The organism is Devosia sp. (assembly GCF_036563435.1).
Classification (GTDB): Bacteria; Pseudomonadota; Alphaproteobacteria; order Rhizobiales; family Devosiaceae; genus Devosia.
Map to the genome: position 1 here is coordinate 183,866 of NZ_DATCMJ010000012.1, position 15,102 is coordinate 198,967.

Sequence of the window (15,102 nt, forward strand, 5' to 3'; positions counted from 1 at the left end):
ATGGAGGGGTCACCTTGGCACAGCAGCGTTTCGTCAGCATCGGGGAATGCATGATCGAGATGAGCGGCGGCGAAGATCGCCAATACCGCCTCGGCTATGCCGGCGACACGCTCAACACCGCCTGGTACATGCGGGCCCTGCTTGGCGGCGACTGGTCGGTCGACTACTTCACCGCCCTGGGCGAAGATCGTTATTCCAATGATATCCGCGCCTTCCTTGACAGCAACGGCATCGGCACGCGCCACATTCGCCGCATAGCCAACCGCCGGCCCGGCCTCTACATGATCCATCAGGAAAACGGCGACCGCCACTTCACCTATTGGCGCGATACCAGCGCCGCCAAGCTCCTGGCCGACGACAAGAGCGATCTTGCTTCGGCAGTCGGCGGTGCCAGCATGATCTACTTCTCCGGGATCACCCTCGCCATTCTCCCGCCCCGCGCCCGCGGCCGCCTTCTTGGCGCCGTGGTCAAGGCCCGCGATGCCGGCGCGCGCGTGGTGTTCGATACCAATATCCGCCCCGCCCTCTGGAGCAGCCCACGCGTCATGACCGCGGTGCTGACCGCTGCGGCCACGTTGTGCGATGTAGTCCTGCCCACCCATGGCGACGAGGCGCCGCTCTTTGGCGACAAGTCGGTCGACGACACGGCAGACCGCTACCTCGAGCTTGGCGTTGAGGAAGTGGTGGTCAAGGACGGCGCAGGCGAGGCGCTGATCGCCACCGCCGGTGAGCGCGTGCGCGTTGCACCCCCAGGCGGCGCTACGGTCGTGGACGCCACGGGCGCCGGCGACAGCTTCAATGGCGCTTACCTTTCGGCACGGCTGGCGGGCAAGTCGCTGCGCGAAGCCGCGGAGGCCGCCCACCGGGTCGCCGGTGTCGTCATCGGCCAGAAGGGCGCCCTGGTCGATCCGGCGTTGCTGCGCTAGCGCCCTTCGCGATCTTCCTTAACATATTCCTGCCGTGTGGCAGCGGCGGTCAGGTTCTTCTCCGCCTGCGTACGGCTGCGGTTGCGCGAAGCACCATAGGCCATGGCGGCGCCCAGCAGCACCACGCCAATCGTCAGCAGGATCAGCCAGAAGGATGGGCCTGAAGTTTCCATGATCGTTCTCCTTGCTCAGCCAACGACTTGGCTGGGCAAGAGTTGCGATCAAAACATGCTGTCGCCCTGAGCCTTCATATAGGCCACTTCCTCGGGCGTGCTTTCGCGACCCAGCGCCGCATTGCGGAAGGGGAAGCGTCCGAAGCGGGCGATGCAGTCGCGATGTCTCGTCATGAAATCGAGCATTTCAGGTCCGAACTGCACGAAATGCCGGCACCCCTCCTCCTGGATTACCAGCGACTCGGCATGCATGAACGGCATGAACAAAAACATGCGCCGGTCCATGGTAATCTGCTCATCTGCCCCCGCAGCGATGGCCTCCTGCGCGAGGACCAGCGCCATCTTGTCCTGCGCAAAGGCTTCGGCTTCGCCGCGATGCAGCTGCCGGCTGAACTGGTCCAGCACGATGATTTCGGCCAGCCGTCCGTCGGGCGTTTCGCGCCAGGTCCAGGCCTCGCCGCGCGCCACCGCAGCATGGGTTTCGCGGAAGGCGACCGCCAGTTCCCGGTCGAATTCGGCCTTGCCGCCAAACCAGTCGTCACGCCCATGCTCGACGAACCAGAACCGGAGAACATCCTCGACACTGCGCATGCAAAGCTCCCGCTGTTGGTCGGTGGTTCTAGAGCAAAGCCCGCGATCGGGCCAGTTAGCCGACGAGGATATGAATGCGATTGCCGAACGGATCCTCGGTCTCGATGCCACCATCGAGCCGCGCGATCGGTGCCTTTGCCTCTTGGAGCCTCGCCTCCACGCCAGCAAGCGTTTCCGCATCGGGAACGACAATGGTGAACCAACGCAGGCCCGCCGATCCCGGTGGCGGCGGCGCGGCATTGGGGCCCGACCAGATGTTGAAGGCGAGCGTATGCGGCATGTAGTCGAGCCCCACATCGCCCATGCCAAAGGAATGGATCAGCAGGAAGCCGGCAAAGCCCAGCACATCGCGGTAGAAATCCATCGCCTCCTGCAAGTCGTTGACATGCACATGGACATGCCCGATCCGCGTACCGGCCGGCATGCGCGGCTCCAGCCTCGGCGCCTCGCCCAGCTCGGCCAGCAAACCGTCGAGGTCGATCGGCTCGCGCCCGGAATGGGGCTGCCCATCCGCCGTCACGGCATAGGTTTGGCCCTTGTCGGGATCACCCAGCGTGCCGCGCCACGGCGTCTCAAAGGTAATCTCGATGCCGTTGCCGTCCAGGTCCCAAAGGTAGATCGCTTCGGAAACGAGGTGATCGGTCGGGGAAATGCGCACATTGCGCTGCAGCGCCCGCACCGCCATCTGCGCCAGCGTGGCGCGGTCGGGCACATGGATGGCCACATGGTAGAGCCCGATGGTGCGCGGCACGACCGGCCGGATAGCGCCAGTTTCGAGCACGATCAGCACCTTGCCGCCCGCACCGAGCCGCAACGCATTGCCGCGCTGCTCGATGAGCTCGAGCCCCACCACATCCTGCCAGATCGCCAGCGCGCGGCTGCGATCGGTCACGGCAAGATGCACCGGGCCCAGCGCCGTTGCGAGAGGCAGGATCGGCTCGGATCGGACATTGGTCTGCACGGATGCGTCGATCATGACGAGGCTCCTGGTTAGCTGAACCCTTTATATAGGGGCGCCCCTCCGCCCTCCATCACGCCCGCGCCGAAGGCATCGTTCACCGATCAATCTGCAATGCGGGGCATGCCAGCCATGCAGGGCATGGTCAGAACTCAAATTTCATAAGAATTTAAGCAGTTTCGCTGACTTCTGTTGCCAAAGCCCTCGGGAGAAGCCGTGGGCAATAATCGGGGCATCAGGTTTTCCATCATGAACTTTCGAAATATTCCGATCCTGCAGAAGCTGGTTCTGACCGTGCTGCTGATGGGCGTTGTCGCAACAGCAATCGCCGCCATTGGCTGGCGCGAGCTCAACTCAATCAGCGATGTCATGGAACAGGTGGGCGCCAAGGAAGTGGCGGCGCGCGAGGCGATGGACCTGCGCATGGACGTGATCGCCATCAGCCGCATGACCTACCAGCTGGTTCTCGATCCCGCCAATCCCGAATTCGTCGAGCAGGCACAGCGGCGCATGGACGAAATGAAGGCGCGCTTCCCCATCATCGAAGCTGCAGCCGACGAGACCGAAATGAGCCAACTGCAGGCGGTCAAGCCGGTGATGGACAGCTATTTCGGCAAGATCAACAACATGCTGACCGTCGCCGCAGCGCAGCCCTTCGACCCAGCAGCCCTCGACGCCGCGCTGGCAGAAGCCCTTGCCGCACAGAAGGTCGTCACCGACACGATCAAGGTCTATTCGACCTATTCGGGTGAGCTGATGGCCCAGATGCGCACCGACGCCGAAGCGTCTGCCTCCCGCGCCATGATGACCCTGATCATCTCGGCCGTCGCCGGCATCGTCATCGGTCTAGCCGCCAGCTTCCTGATCGGCCGCCGCACCATCGTCAATCCGGTGCGCAACCTCACCAGCACCATGATCGAACTGGCCGATGGCAAGCTCGACGTCGAGATCGCCAATGCCGACGCCAAGGACGAGATCGGCGCCATGGCGCGCGCCGTGGAAGTGTTCCGCCAGAACGGCAAGCGCGTCGCCGCCCTCAATGCCGAGGAAGCCGCGCGCAACCTCTCGATCGTGGAACGCGCCGACATGATGGCCCTCCTCCAGTCCGAACTCGCTTCGGTGATGCGCGCCGCCAGCTCGGGCAACTTCACCCAGCGCGTACCAACCGACTTCAGTGACGACGAACTCAATCACCTCGCCGACAGCGTCAACGGGCTCGTGGAAACCGTCGACCGGGGCCTTGCCGAAACGGGCGCGGTGCTTTCGGCCATCGCCAATACCGACCTGACGCAGCGCGTCACCGGCCACTACGAGGGTGCCTTCGGCGCGCTCAAGGACAACACCAATGCCGTGGCCGAGAAGCTGGCCGACATTGTCGCCCAGTTGCGCGGCACCTCCCGTTCGCTCAAGACCGCGACCAGCGAAATCCTGGCCGGTGCCAACGACCTCAGCGAGCGCACCACCCGCCAGGCCGCTACCATCGAGGAAACCTCGGCGGCCATGGAACAGCTCGCCTCCACCGTCATGGAAAACGCCAAGCGCGCCCAGGACGCCAATGGCAATGCCGCCCAGGTCACCGTTTCGGCCGAACAGGGCGGCGAAGTCATGGCCCAAGCCACTGGCGCCATGGAACGCATCACCACCTCCTCGGCCAAGATTTCCAACATCATCGGCCTCATCGACGACATCGCCTTCCAGACCAATCTCCTCGCCCTTAACGCGTCCGTGGAAGCGGCTCGCGCCGGTGACGCCGGCAAGGGTTTCGCCGTGGTCGCGGTGGAAGTCCGTCGCCTCGCCCAATCCGCCGCCTCGGCCTCGGCCGACGTGAAGGTTTTGATCGAGCAGTCGGCCAAGGAGGTCAAGGACGGCTCGCGCCTCGTCGCCGACGCCGCCGAACGGCTCAATGCCATGCTCGAAGGCGTGCGCGCCAGCTCGACCCTGATGGAAGGCATCTCGCGCGACAGCCAGGAACAGTCCACCGGCATCACCGAAGTCTCGGTCGCCGTCCGCCAGATGGACGAAATGACCCAGCACAATGCCGCCCTGGTCGAAGAAATGAACGCTGCCATCGAGCAGACCGAAAACCAGGCCACCCAGCTCGATGCTATCGTCGAGATCTTCAAGGTCAGCGACACCGGCACGAGCACCCGCCGCATGGCGCGGGCGGCCTAAGCTTGCACGGACCTTCCCTCCCCCTTGCGGGGAGGGAAGCGAGATAGGACTTAGCCCTTCGCTAAGTCCGTCCATCGAGCAGGGTGGGGGTATGAGAGCCCCGATATTCGGGCCAAACCACCCCTCCTACCTCCCCACGCCTGTGGCACCACCTGACCGCACCCACGAAGCAGCACCTCCCCCTTTAGGGGGAGGCTGGGAGGGGGTGGCGGGAAGCCCCGATATCCGGGCCAAGCCACCCCCACCCTCGATCCCTCCCCCGCAAGGGGGAGGGAAGGTCGACTTCAGCCTCCTGGCTACGCCACCAACCCCTTGGTCAGCTCCAGCGCCTGCTGCTCGAACAGCCGGCGGTAGATGCCGCCATCGAGCCGGATCAGCGACTGGTGGTCGCCTTCTTCCACGATCCGGCCCTTGTCGAAGACCAGCAGCCGGTCCAGCGCCCGGACCGTCGACAGGCGGTGGGCGATGACCAGCGTGGTCCGCCCCACCATCAGCCGCTCCATCGCCTCCTGGATCTGCACCTCGCTCTCGCTGTCGAGGCTCGAGGTCGCTTCATCGAGGATCAGCACCCGCGCATCGGCCAGAAAGGCCCGGGCAATGGCCACGCGCTGCCGTTCGCCACCCGAAAGCTTGACGCCCCGCTCGCCCACCAGGGTCTCGTAGCCCTTGGGCAGGTTGACGATGAAGTCATGCGCGTTGGCCTGCCGCGCCGCCCGCTCGATCTCGGCGCGCGTGGCGCCGGGCCGTGCATAGGCAATGTTCTCGGCCAGCGTCCGGTGAAACAGGATCGGCTCCTGCTGCACGATGGCAATCTGCGACCTGAGGCTCGACTGCTGCACCTCGGCGATGTTCTGCCCGTCTATGGTGATGCGCCCGCCATTGACGTCATAGAGCCGCTGGATCAGCTTGACGAAGGTCGTCTTGCCCGATCCCGAATGGCCGACCAGGCCCACCCGCTCGCCCGGCGCGATCGAGACCGAGAAGTCGCGATAGAGCGGGGTCGGATGCGAGCCATACTGGAAGGTCACCCGGTCGAAGGCGATTGCCCCCGCTCCGATGCGGATCGGCGGCGCGCCCTTGCGGTCCTCGATGCCCAGCCGCATCCTGTCGAGCGCGACCAGTTCTTCCATGTCGTTGACCGCCCGCTGCAGGTTGCGGATATGCTGGCCCACGTCGCGCAGATAACCCTGCAGGACGAAGAACATGGCGAGGACGAAGGTGATGTCTCCCGGCGAGGCCAGCCCCTGCTGCCACATCAGCAGCCCGGTGCCCAAAATGCCCGCCTGCATGGTCACCATCATGAAGCCCTGGATCGTGCCGCTCAGCGTGCCGCGTTTCCAGGTGCGGCGGGTGCGGATGTCCCACTTGCCCAGCACGTGGCGCAAGCGATCCTCCTCGCGATCCTCGGCACCGAAGGCCTTGACCACCGAGTTGCAGCTCACCGCATCGGCCAAGGCGCCGCCCAGCTTGGTGTCCCAGGCATTGGCAAGGCTTGCCGCCGGCGAGACATAGCCCATCGACAGCATGACGGTGACGGCGATGTAGATCACCGAGCCCAGCGCCACGATCAGGCCCATCACTGGCCAGTAGGAGCCCAGGATAACGCTCGCACCCACCAGCATCACCACCGATGGCAGCAGCATCACCAGCAGGAGGTCATTGAGCGAATCCAGCGCCCACATGCCGCGCGTGATCTTGCGCACCGTGGACCCGGCAAAGCTGTTGGCGTGCCAGTCGGTGGAAAAGCGCTGCACGCGGTGAAATCCATCGTTCACCAGCTCGGCCATCATGCGGATGGTCAGCCGGATGACGCCCTGGAAGATGAACCAGCGCAAAACCACGCTGGCCAGCCCCAGGCCAACCACGATCAGGAAGGCGCGAACCGCCTCGGCAACCGCCGAGGTCTGCCCGCCGGCAATGGCGTCGACGATCTGGCCGGAAAACACCGGCACCATGACCTCGGCCAGCGTGGAGGTGATCACCAGCAGACAGATGACGGAGATGATTGCCGGCCGGGAAGACCACCGGCGGAAGACAAAGCCGAGCACGTTGCGATAGGCGTCGGCACGGAAATCGAGTTTCTTGCGACTCATTTGGCAGTCCGGCGCCGTTCTCCGGCAACCGGCCCTCAACAAGGGGATGAAAGGCACAGCCGAAGCGGGAGGCGAGATGATCCCGTCAGATCAAATGGGCTGTGATGGAGAAACCGCTGCGGTCGACTGGGAGGACCGCGGGCAAGAACCTAACGACGAGGCTTGCCGGAAAGGAGGTCGATGAATGTGCCTGCCAAAACAACGCCTCCCTTGTTCGTGATCTGAAGCGGTGGACGTTTTGTAGCGAAGCCGTTCGCCTTTGCCAACCGCCTAATTGCAGCGTTGCAGAAGATGATGCAAACCGGCAACGCTGTTCTACTCACCCACCGGTCTGCGGGCGCGTCTCCCCTCCCCCTTGCGGGGAGGGGCAGGGGTGGGGGGTGGGCTTGCTCCGCAGCAGTTGCTCCAGCGCCAGATACACGCTCTCCGGATTGCTCAGCACCTCCACATTGCTGAACCGCAGCACCTCATACCCGCGCGAGCGTAAGTATGCCGTACGCCGCGCGTCATAGTCCTGCGCCGCTTCATTGTCGTGGCTGAGGCCATCCAGCTCCACCACCACGCCGGCATGGTGGCAGGCAAAGTCCGCATAGAAGGGGCCGATCTGCACCTGCCGGCGCCAATGGTACCCTTGCTTGCGGAAGCTCCAGACGATCTGCCAGAACCGGCGTTCGGCTGGCGTCTGGTCGGCGCGAAGTTGACGGGCACGAGCAATGGACATGCCCCAGCATACCCCCACCCCAACCCCTCCCCGCAAGGGGGAGGGGAGAAGGGCAGACTAGCCCGTTTCAGACAAGTCACCGATACGCACCGCTGCTCGGGCCTCGTCTCCCCTCCCCCTTGCGGGGAGGGGCTGGGGGTGGGGGTGGGTTTGCTCCTCGCCAAGAGGGAAGCAGAAATCACCCGCCGCTATTCGCCCCCCCCCAACTACCCCGGACTGAACACCGTCACCGCACTCGGCCGAATGACAAAATGCGCCGGCGTCTGCGTCACCAGGTCCCCATCCGTATTGATCGGCATCGGCTCGCGGGTGCGGATGTCGAACTCGGTGCTCTTGGCGGTGCGCACTTCGTCCCAGGCGCCGTGTTCGCCGCGACGGAAGGCGCCCAGCATCAGGCCGAATTTCCAGACATTCTTGAGCTCGAGCGAATAGAGGTCGAGGTGCCCGTCCTCGATGGTCGCATCGGCATGGATCACCGTGCCGCCGCCATAGTGGACACCGTTGCCCACCGCGATCTGCAGCGTCTTGACCGAGACGCGGCCCTCGTCGCTGATGATCTCCGCCCGGAACGGCTTGGCGCGCATGAGCACCTTGAACGCTGCGATCGCGTAGCCGAGCTTGCCCCAGCGCCGCTTGCTTTCGGGCGTCAGGCCCTTGGCGAGGTCAACCGAAAGGCCAAGGCTTGCCACGTTGAAGAATGGGTGGCCATTGACCTCGCCCAGGTCGACGCGGCTGGTATGGCCGGCCAGGATCACATCGGCCGCCTTGACGAGATCGTCGGGAATACCCAGCGTCCGGGCCAGGTCATTGGCCGTGCCCATGGGCATGATGCCCATGGGCAGGCCAGTTTCGAGAATGCCCTTGGCTGCCGAATTGATGGTGCCGTCGCCGCCGCAGACGATCACGAGGTCTGCCTCGTGCCGCCGCCGGGCAATGTCGGCCGACACTTCGGCGGACGTGTCGAACCGCTCGATCACCGCATCCACCCCGCCCGCGCGCAATCGCGCGATCACCGGCTCGAGCGAAGCGCCGCCCCGGCGGGAATTGGGGTTCACCAGCATCAGGGCGCGGCGGCGGGCAGGTGGAGCTGACATGGGCGTCCCGGGTTCGTGTCCCCCGCACATGGCGCGCCCGGAGCCCTAAAGCAAGGGGGACGACCTCGGGCGCCCCGTGGCTATTCCGCGCGGTGCACCTCGATGCCGCGCGTGCTCCACTGCGCGTAGCCCAGCGCGGTCATGAATATGCCGAACAATCCGGCTACCGCGAGCGCCAACATTCCCAAACCTGCTGCCATTTCATGTCTCCTTGACGTGTCATGGCATTTGAACCCCGATAGCCGTCGGCGACTTGATCCAGGTCAAAATTTAGCACTTTTCCCGGGCTGGCCTTGCGCTGCCCACCGGACTAGGCTCCGGCCAACCAGACTCAACAGAGGCAATCGCCCAGATGACCACTTCCCCCATCGATCCCGTCAAGCTCGACAAGCTGGCCCAGGTCGCCATCAAGGTCGGCCTGCAGCTGGCCGAAGGCCAGGACCTGGTGATGACCGCGCCGATGACGGCAGCGCCCCTGGTGCGCCGCATCACCGAGCATGCCTATAAGGCCGGCGCGGGCCTGGTCACCACCATCTATTCCGATGAGGAAGCAACGCTGGCCCGCTACCGGCATGCCAATTCGGCCAGCTTCGACAAGGCCGCCGGCTGGCTCTATTCGGGCATGGCCGAAGCGTTCAAGAACAACGCAGCGCGCCTCGCCATTGCCGGCGACAACCCGATGATGCTGGCTGGCCAGGATCCCGACAAGGTCACCCGCGCCATGCGCGCCAATTCCGCCGCCTACCGCCCGGCGCTCGAACTCATTACCGGCTTCGACATCAACTGGAACATCGTTTCCTATCCGAGCCCCGCCTGGGCCAAGCTGGTCTTCCCCAACGACAACGAGGAAGAAGCGGTACGCAAGCTCGCCGACGCCATTTTCAAGGCCTCGCGCGTCGACCAGGACGATCCCATCGCCGCCTGGGCCGAGCACAATGCCAACCTCAAGCGCCGCTGGACCTGGCTGAACGACAAGAACTTCTCTTCCCTCAAGTATACCGGTCCCGGCACCGACCTCACCGTCGGCCTCGCGGACGGACATCGCTGGAAGGGCGGCGCCTCGGAAGCCAAGAACGGCATCACCTGCAATCCCAATATCCCGACCGAAGAGGTCTTCACCACGCCGCACAAGCTGCGCGTCGACGGCTATGTCGCGGGCACCAAGCCGCTGTCGCACAATGGCGCGCTGATCGAGGAAATGCAGGCCCGCTTCGAAGGCGGCCGGCTCGTCGAATTCAAGGCGGCCAAGAACCAGGACCTGTTCAACAAGGTGCTCGACACCGACGAGGGCGGGCGGCGCCTCGGCGAAGTGGCGCTGGTGCCCCACTCCTCGCCGATCTCGGCCTCGGGCATCCTCTTTTTCAACACGCTCTATGACGAGAATGCCAGCTGCCACATCGCGCAGGGCCAGTGCTATGCCGACTGCTTCGTCGACGGCAAGTCGCTGACGCCGGAGCAGATCGCCGAGCGCGGCGGCAACAGCTCCAACATCCACATCGACTGGATGATCGGCTCGGACAAGATCGACATCGACGGCGTCCATGCCGACGGCACGACCGAGCCCGTCATGCGCGGTGGAGAATGGGCCAACTGATGCAAGCCGGTCAGGCCTCTGCCAGCGAATGGTGATCCGGGCGCTGGCACGGCGCGTCTATAAGCTCATCCTCGCCGTGACGGTGCTGGTGCTCGTGGTCAGCGGCGGCATCGCCTTCGACATCTGGCGCTATGCTGGCGCCAGTTCACCCGACAAGGCCGATGCCGCGCTGGTCCTGGGCGCGGCCGTCATTGGCTCTACTCCGACCCCCGTGCTGGTCGAGCGGCTGCGCCATGCGCGCGACCTCTACAGGTCGCGCCAGGTCGGCCATATCGTGGTCACCGGCGGCCTCAGCCCGGAAGACGACCTGACCGAAGCCGAAGCCAGCCGCAACTGGCTGCTGGCCGAAGGCGTGCCCGCCGAGGCCATCCTTCTCGAGGACAAGTCCCGCACCACGATCGAGAACGTGGCATTCGCCCGCGCCGTACTTGCCGAAAACCGGCTCGCCTCGGTCCTTGTGGTCAGCGACCCGCTCCACATGCGCCGCGCCGTCCTGATCGCCGACCGCCTCGGCATTGCCGCCCAGCCCTCCCCCACCCCCACCAGCCGCTACCAGACCTGGCAAACGACCCTGCCCTTCCTGGCGCGCGAGGTGTGGTTCATGGGGCAGTATCTGGTGGCGGGGTTTTAGGGCCTACCCCTGAATACATACTCCCGGATCGCCTCCGGCTTCATCTCGATCCAGAACCCCGCCACTTCTTGCAGCATGTAAGCGGCGTTGCGGATCACGCAGGGATCGAGGAAATGCTCATGCAGGTGATCCACATATTCGATCACCCCGCTTCCCTTCTCCCGCAAGGGTAGAGGGGAGCTACGCCGTCCAGCCGCCATCGATGATATGGATCTGCCCCGTCGTATAGGTCGCACCTGCCAGGTAAACCGCCAGGTCCGCCACCTCCTCCGGCCTTGCAATCCGCCCGATCGGCTGGCGCGCGATAAACGCTGCCTTGGCCGCCTCGAAGTCGCCCGTGGCGTGCCAGCGTTCATGCAGGCTCGGCGAATCCACCGTGCCGGGGCAGATCGCGTTCACGCGGATGCCCTTGGTGGTGTAGTCGGCGGCGATCGACTTGGTCAGCCCGATCACGGCGGCCTTGCTGATCGTATAGGCCGCCCGGTTGGGCACGCCTTTGATCGAGCTGGCCACTGTCGCCATGTTGATGATGGCGCCATCCCCGCGCTCCAGCATCTGCGGCAGCACGGCCTGCACCGTGCGGATCTGCGCCTTGATGTTGAGGTCGAAGGCGAAGTCCATGTCCTTGTCGCTCATTTCGAGCACCGTGCCGGAATGGACGACGCCGGCGCAGTTAAAAAGGACGTCGATACGCCCGATCTCGTTCACCGCCTGCTGCACCGCATCAGCCGAAAGAACGTCAAGCACCCGCGTGGTCACCCCCGCCATGCCCTCGAGCTCGGCCAGCTTGACCGCATTGATGTCGGTGGCGATCACCTTGGCGCCCGCAGCAACAAAAGCCTCGACCGAGGCGCGCCCGATGCCTTGGGCGGCGGCGGTGATAAGAACGATCTTCCCGGAAATGTCGGCCATGCTGTGTTCCTACTGAATGGTGTTGCGGCTGCCCTCGACCGCCATTCGGTCTATGGCGGCAAAGTCCCAGGCAATGCCAAGTCCGGGCGCGTCGGACGGGCGGGCGCGGCCGTTCTCGATCAGCATGCCTTGGGTGGTAAGCTCGTCCAGTTGCGGAATATATTCAACCCAGCGCGCATTGGGCACTGCGGCGCAGAGCGACACGTGCAGTTCCATCAGGAAATGCGGGCAGACCGCCACGTTGAACGCCTCGGCCATATGCGCCACCTTGAGCCAGGGCGTGATGCCGCCGATGCGGCCCACATCGACCTGGATGACGCTGGCCGCATGGTGCTGCAGATATTCGCGGAAGTGGCTGACCGAATAGAGGCTCTCGCCTACTGCAATGGGCAGACTCGTATGTTGCGATAGCCTGATATGCCCCGAAATGTTGTCGGCCGGCAGCGGCTCCTCGAGCCAGCCGAGGTCGAGCCCTTCATAGGCACGCGCCCGGCGGATCGCCTCGTCGACGGCAAAGGCCTGGTTGGCGTCGGTGAAGATTTCAAAACCCGGCCCCACCGCCTCGCGCACCGCCGCGATGCGGCGCACATCCTCGTGCAGCGGGCGGCCCACCTTGAGCTTGCAGCCGCCGAAGCCGTTTTCCCGAGCGCGCAGCGCATCCTCCACCAGCGCCGCCTCCTCCAGATGCAGCCAGCCGCCTTCGGTCGTATAGAGCGGCACATCCTTTTGCGCCCCGCCCGCCAGCTTGTGGAGCGGCAGGCCGAGCTTGCGGCACTTGAGGTCCCAGAGCGCCGTATCGATCCCGGCCATGGCAATGGCCGTGATGGCGCCCACTGTCGTAGCATGCGTCAGGAACAGCAGATCGCGCCAGATGCTTTCGATGTCATAGGCATCGCGGCCGATGATCGCCGGCGCCAGCGTGCGCTCCAAGAGCGCCATGACCGAGTGGCCGCCGGTGCCGATCGTATAGCTATAGCCCGTCCCCACCACCCCATCGCTGTCGGTGATCCGCACGATCGGCGTTTCCTGCGAAACAAAGCTCTGGATCGCATCGACCCGCTTCACCTTGGGCTTGAGGTCGACCATGACGAGGTCGACGCGGACGATCCTAGCCATGGTGACGCCCTCCCATCAGGGCAATAGCCCCGCGACCCCCTCCCTCGGTCCCTCCCCTCAAGGGGGAGGGATGCAAAAGAGCCGAGAAAGCTGGTGCATGTTCGCCGAGCGCGCCACATCGCCTCCCTCCCCCTTGAGGGGAGGGACCGAGGGAGGGGGTCATCGTGCAGTGCACAATCACAGGCGCACACTCCGCCCCGTGGCCTTGTCGAAGACATGCAGCCGCGTCAGGTCCAGCGTGAAGTCCAGCTCTTCCCCCGGCGCTACCACGCGCGGATTGAGCATCTTGCCCTGCACATCCTTGCCGCCCAGCGACACGAAGAGGATCGTCTCCGTCCCCAGCGGCTCGGCGATGATCACCGTGCTACGCACAGCCAGCGCCTGCCCATCCCCATGCAGCGAGTGGCCGCGCGGGGCAAAGCTTTCGGGGCGGAAGCCCAGGACGATCGCCTGCCCTTCGCTCACCGGCAGCCCGGCGGGAAGCGGCACCTCGATGCCGTCGCTCAGCCGCGCCCGGCCGCCCACCACCACCGCATCGAGCTGGTTCATCGGCGGCGAACCGATGAAGCCGGCAACGAAGGTATTGACCGGGTTCTCGAACACTTCGCTGGGTGTCCCCACCTGCTCGATATGGCCGTCGCGCATGATGACGATGCGGTCGGCCAGCGTCATGGCCTCGATCTGGTCGTGCGTGACATAGATCACCGTGGTCTGCACCCGCTGGTGCAGCTTCTTGATCTCCACCCGCACCTGCCCGCGCAGCTTGGCATCGAGATTGGATAGCGGCTCGTCGAACAAAAACACGTCCGGGTGGCGCACGATGGCGCGGCCCATGGCGACGCGCTGGCGCTGCCCGCCCGACAGGTTGGCCGGCAGGCGGTCCATATAGGGCCCCAGCCCCAGGATTTCAGCGGCCTCGTCGACGCGGCGGCGGATTTCCGCCTCGTCGGTCCTCGCGATCTTGAGCCCGAAGCCCAGATTGTCGCGCACCGTCATGTGCGGATAGAGCGCGTAGGATTGGAACACCATGGAGATATTGCGTGCACGCGGCGGCAGGTCGTTGACCACGCGGTCGCCGATAGTGATCGTGCCGCCCGAGATGTCCTCGAGCCCCGCGATCATGCGCAGTGTCGTGGATTTGCCGCAGCCCGAGGGCCCCACCAGCACCACGAACTCGTTATGGGCGATCTCGAGGTCGATGCCATGCACCGTTTCGAGCTTGCCGTAGCTCTTGCGAACCTTGTCGAGGCGAACCTGTGCCATCGGCTTTCCTTACTTGACGCCGCCAAAGGTCAGACCGGCAATCAGGTGCTTCTGCACGATGAAGGTCAGGACCAAAGCGGGAATGATGATGAGGACGGCCATGGCGCTCATGCCGGTCCAGTCCACGGTAAACTGGGCGGTGAAGTCCATGAGGCCGACCGGCATGGTCTTGCTCGCGGTGGTGCGCGTCAGCTGCGATGCGAGGGCATACTCGTTCCACGAGGTGAGGAAAGCGAAGATGCCCGCCGATGCCAGGCCCGAGCGGGCCAGCGGAAACTCGATCTTCCAAAAGGCTTGCCAGGGCGTGCAGCCATCGATCTGCGCCGCTTCGCTCAAATCCACCGGGATCTGGCGGAAGAAGCCGTCGGTCAGCCAGATGGTGAAGGGGATGTTGATGGCCATGTAGACCAGGATCAGCCCGAAGCTGGTATCGATGATGCCCAGCCGCGCCCAGAGGATAAAGAGCGGCAGCGACAGGGCGACGCCCGGCACGGTACGCGACAGCATGAAGGCGAGGAACAGCGTGGCCTTGCCGCGGAAGCGATAGCGGGCAAAGGCATAGCCGCCCGCCATGCCGATCACCACCGCGACCACGGTCGAGGTGACCGAAATCACCAGCGAATTGATGAAATACTGCGCCACCGGCAGGCCCTGCTGGGCGCTCGACAGGCCGAATAGGCGCTGGAAATTGTCCAGCGTCCACTGCTGCGGGATCCACACGGCGGGCCGCGCCAGCACTTCGATATTGGGCCGGAAGGCGGTGAGCACGACCCAGAGGCCGGGCACGGTCAGGATCAGCATGGCGATGAACACGCCAAGGCGGATCAGCCAGCGCTGCCAGGGTTTCTCGATGGTCAT

The 15,102-nt window shown here is 64.8% G+C and carries 14 protein-coding genes and 1 pseudogene; 4 read left to right on the top strand and 11 right to left on the bottom strand.

The annotated features are described in order from the left end of the window. Positions 1 to 14: 14 nt before the first annotated feature. Complete coding sequence (locus VIL88_RS06880; protein WP_331987217.1) at positions 15 to 926, top strand: sugar kinase; 912 nt, start codon at positions 15 to 17, stop codon at positions 924 to 926. Here VIL88_RS06880 and VIL88_RS06885 read toward each other — a convergent pair. The 3 genes from VIL88_RS06885 to VIL88_RS06895 are packed head-to-tail and all read right to left on the bottom strand — an operon-like array spanning position 923 to position 2,666. Next, positions 923 to 1,099: a hypothetical protein gene (locus VIL88_RS06885; RefSeq protein ID WP_331987219.1), complete on the bottom strand. Its 177-nt coding sequence runs from the start codon at positions 1,097 to 1,099 to the stop codon at positions 923 to 925. The two genes, VIL88_RS06880 and VIL88_RS06885, sit on opposite strands and share 4 nt — an antisense overlap. 48 nt (positions 1,100 to 1,147) lie before the next feature. Then, positions 1,148 to 1,690 (bottom strand): DUF924 family protein, encoded by a 543-nt coding sequence (locus VIL88_RS06890; protein ID WP_331987221.1) that lies wholly within the window; start codon positions 1,688 to 1,690, stop codon positions 1,148 to 1,150. Between the two features lie 55 nt (positions 1,691 to 1,745). Then, positions 1,746 to 2,666 (bottom strand): VOC family protein, encoded by a 921-nt coding sequence (locus tag VIL88_RS06895; protein WP_331987222.1) that lies wholly within the window; start codon positions 2,664 to 2,666, stop codon positions 1,746 to 1,748. Between the two features lie 231 nt (positions 2,667 to 2,897). On the opposite strand from VIL88_RS06895, the gene VIL88_RS06900 reads away from it, so the two are divergent. Next, positions 2,898 to 4,820, top strand: coding sequence for a methyl-accepting chemotaxis protein (locus VIL88_RS06900; protein ID WP_331987223.1), 1,923 nt, complete (start codon positions 2,898 to 2,900; stop codon positions 4,818 to 4,820). Between the two features lie 296 nt (positions 4,821 to 5,116). Here the strand turns inward: VIL88_RS06900 and VIL88_RS06905 are convergent, their stop codons facing one another. From VIL88_RS06905 to VIL88_RS06915, 3 genes are all read right to left on the bottom strand, one after another. Further along, positions 5,117 to 6,913, bottom strand: coding sequence for an ABC transporter ATP-binding protein (locus VIL88_RS06905; protein ID WP_331987225.1), 1,797 nt, complete (start codon positions 6,911 to 6,913; stop codon positions 5,117 to 5,119). Between the two features lie 319 nt (positions 6,914 to 7,232). Beyond that, a complete protein-coding gene (locus tag VIL88_RS06910; RefSeq protein ID WP_331987226.1) occupies positions 7,233 to 7,634 on the bottom strand; it encodes an endonuclease domain-containing protein in 402 nt (133 codons plus the stop codon). Between the two features lie 206 nt (positions 7,635 to 7,840). Continuing rightward, positions 7,841 to 8,728 carry a lipid kinase gene (locus VIL88_RS06915; protein ID WP_331987228.1) on the bottom strand — a complete coding sequence of 296 codons (888 nt, stop codon included), beginning with the start codon at positions 8,726 to 8,728 and terminating at the stop codon, positions 7,841 to 7,843. 352 nt (positions 8,729 to 9,080) lie between these two features. Between VIL88_RS06915 and VIL88_RS06920 the strand changes: the two genes are divergently transcribed. Continuing rightward, entirely contained in the window at positions 9,081 to 10,322 is a 1,242-nt protein-coding gene (locus VIL88_RS06920) for an aminopeptidase (RefSeq protein ID WP_331987229.1), read from the top strand. A gap of 28 nt (positions 10,323 to 10,350) precedes the next feature. After that, complete coding sequence (locus tag VIL88_RS06925) at positions 10,351 to 10,953, top strand: YdcF family protein (RefSeq protein ID WP_331987231.1); 603 nt, start codon at positions 10,351 to 10,353, stop codon at positions 10,951 to 10,953. On the opposite strand, the pseudogene VIL88_RS06930 reads toward VIL88_RS06925, so the two are convergent. The 5 genes and pseudogenes from VIL88_RS06930 to VIL88_RS06950 all read right to left on the bottom strand — a co-directional run. Next, a pseudogene (locus tag VIL88_RS06930) lies at positions 10,950 to 11,111 on the bottom strand (fuconate dehydratase); the annotation flags it as partial. The gene VIL88_RS06925 and the pseudogene VIL88_RS06930 overlap by 4 nt on opposite strands. Positions 11,112 to 11,133: 22 nt before the next feature. Beyond that, a complete protein-coding gene (locus VIL88_RS06935) occupies positions 11,134 to 11,865 on the bottom strand; it encodes an SDR family oxidoreductase (protein WP_331987232.1) in 732 nt (243 codons plus the stop codon). Positions 11,866 to 11,874: 9 nt separating this feature from the next. Continuing rightward, the gene (locus tag VIL88_RS06940) at positions 11,875 to 12,981 is read right to left on the bottom strand and encodes a mandelate racemase/muconate lactonizing enzyme family protein (protein ID WP_331987234.1); all 1,107 of its coding nucleotides are present in this window, start codon (positions 12,979 to 12,981) and stop codon (positions 11,875 to 11,877) included. A gap of 177 nt (positions 12,982 to 13,158) precedes the next feature. Beyond that, a complete protein-coding gene (locus tag VIL88_RS06945) occupies positions 13,159 to 14,244 on the bottom strand; it encodes a sn-glycerol-3-phosphate ABC transporter ATP-binding protein UgpC (RefSeq protein WP_331987235.1) in 1,086 nt (361 codons plus the stop codon). 9 nt (positions 14,245 to 14,253) lie between these two features. Beyond that, positions 14,254 to 15,102, bottom strand: coding sequence for a carbohydrate ABC transporter permease (locus VIL88_RS06950; RefSeq protein ID WP_331987511.1), 849 nt, complete (start codon positions 15,100 to 15,102; stop codon positions 14,254 to 14,256).

Bases quoted from the DNA above. Each gene is read 5' to 3' on its own strand.
- VIL88_RS06885 (WP_331987219.1), bottom strand. From the start codon at position 1,099: ATGGAAACTTCAGGCCCATCCTTCTGGCTGATCCTGCTGACGATTGGC.
- VIL88_RS06890 (WP_331987221.1), bottom strand. From the start codon at position 1,690: ATGCGCAGTGTCGAGGATGTTCTCCGGTTCTGGTTCGTCGAGCATGGG.
- VIL88_RS06895 (WP_331987222.1), bottom strand. From the start codon at position 2,666: ATGATCGACGCATCCGTGCAGACCAATGTCCGATCCGAGCCGATCCTG.
- VIL88_RS06900 (WP_331987223.1), top strand. From the start codon at position 2,898: ATGAACTTTCGAAATATTCCGATCCTGCAGAAGCTGGTTCTGACCGTG.
- VIL88_RS06905 (WP_331987225.1), bottom strand. From the start codon at position 6,913: ATGAGTCGCAAGAAACTCGATTTCCGTGCCGACGCCTATCGCAACGTG.
- VIL88_RS06910 (WP_331987226.1), bottom strand. From the start codon at position 7,634: ATGTCCATTGCTCGTGCCCGTCAACTTCGCGCCGACCAGACGCCAGCC.
- VIL88_RS06915 (WP_331987228.1), bottom strand. From the start codon at position 8,728: ATGTCAGCTCCACCTGCCCGCCGCCGCGCCCTGATGCTGGTGAACCCC.
- VIL88_RS06920 (WP_331987229.1), top strand. From the start codon at position 9,081: ATGACCACTTCCCCCATCGATCCCGTCAAGCTCGACAAGCTGGCCCAG.
- VIL88_RS06925 (WP_331987231.1), top strand. From the start codon at position 10,351: ATGGTGATCCGGGCGCTGGCACGGCGCGTCTATAAGCTCATCCTCGCC.
- VIL88_RS06935 (WP_331987232.1), bottom strand. From the start codon at position 11,865: ATGGCCGACATTTCCGGGAAGATCGTTCTTATCACCGCCGCCGCCCAA.
- VIL88_RS06940 (WP_331987234.1), bottom strand. From the start codon at position 12,981: ATGGCTAGGATCGTCCGCGTCGACCTCGTCATGGTCGACCTCAAGCCC.
- VIL88_RS06945 (WP_331987235.1), bottom strand. From the start codon at position 14,244: ATGGCACAGGTTCGCCTCGACAAGGTTCGCAAGAGCTACGGCAAGCTC.
- VIL88_RS06950 (WP_331987511.1), bottom strand. From the start codon at position 15,102: ATGACCATCGAGAAACCCTGGCAGCGCTGGCTGATCCGCCTTGGCGTG.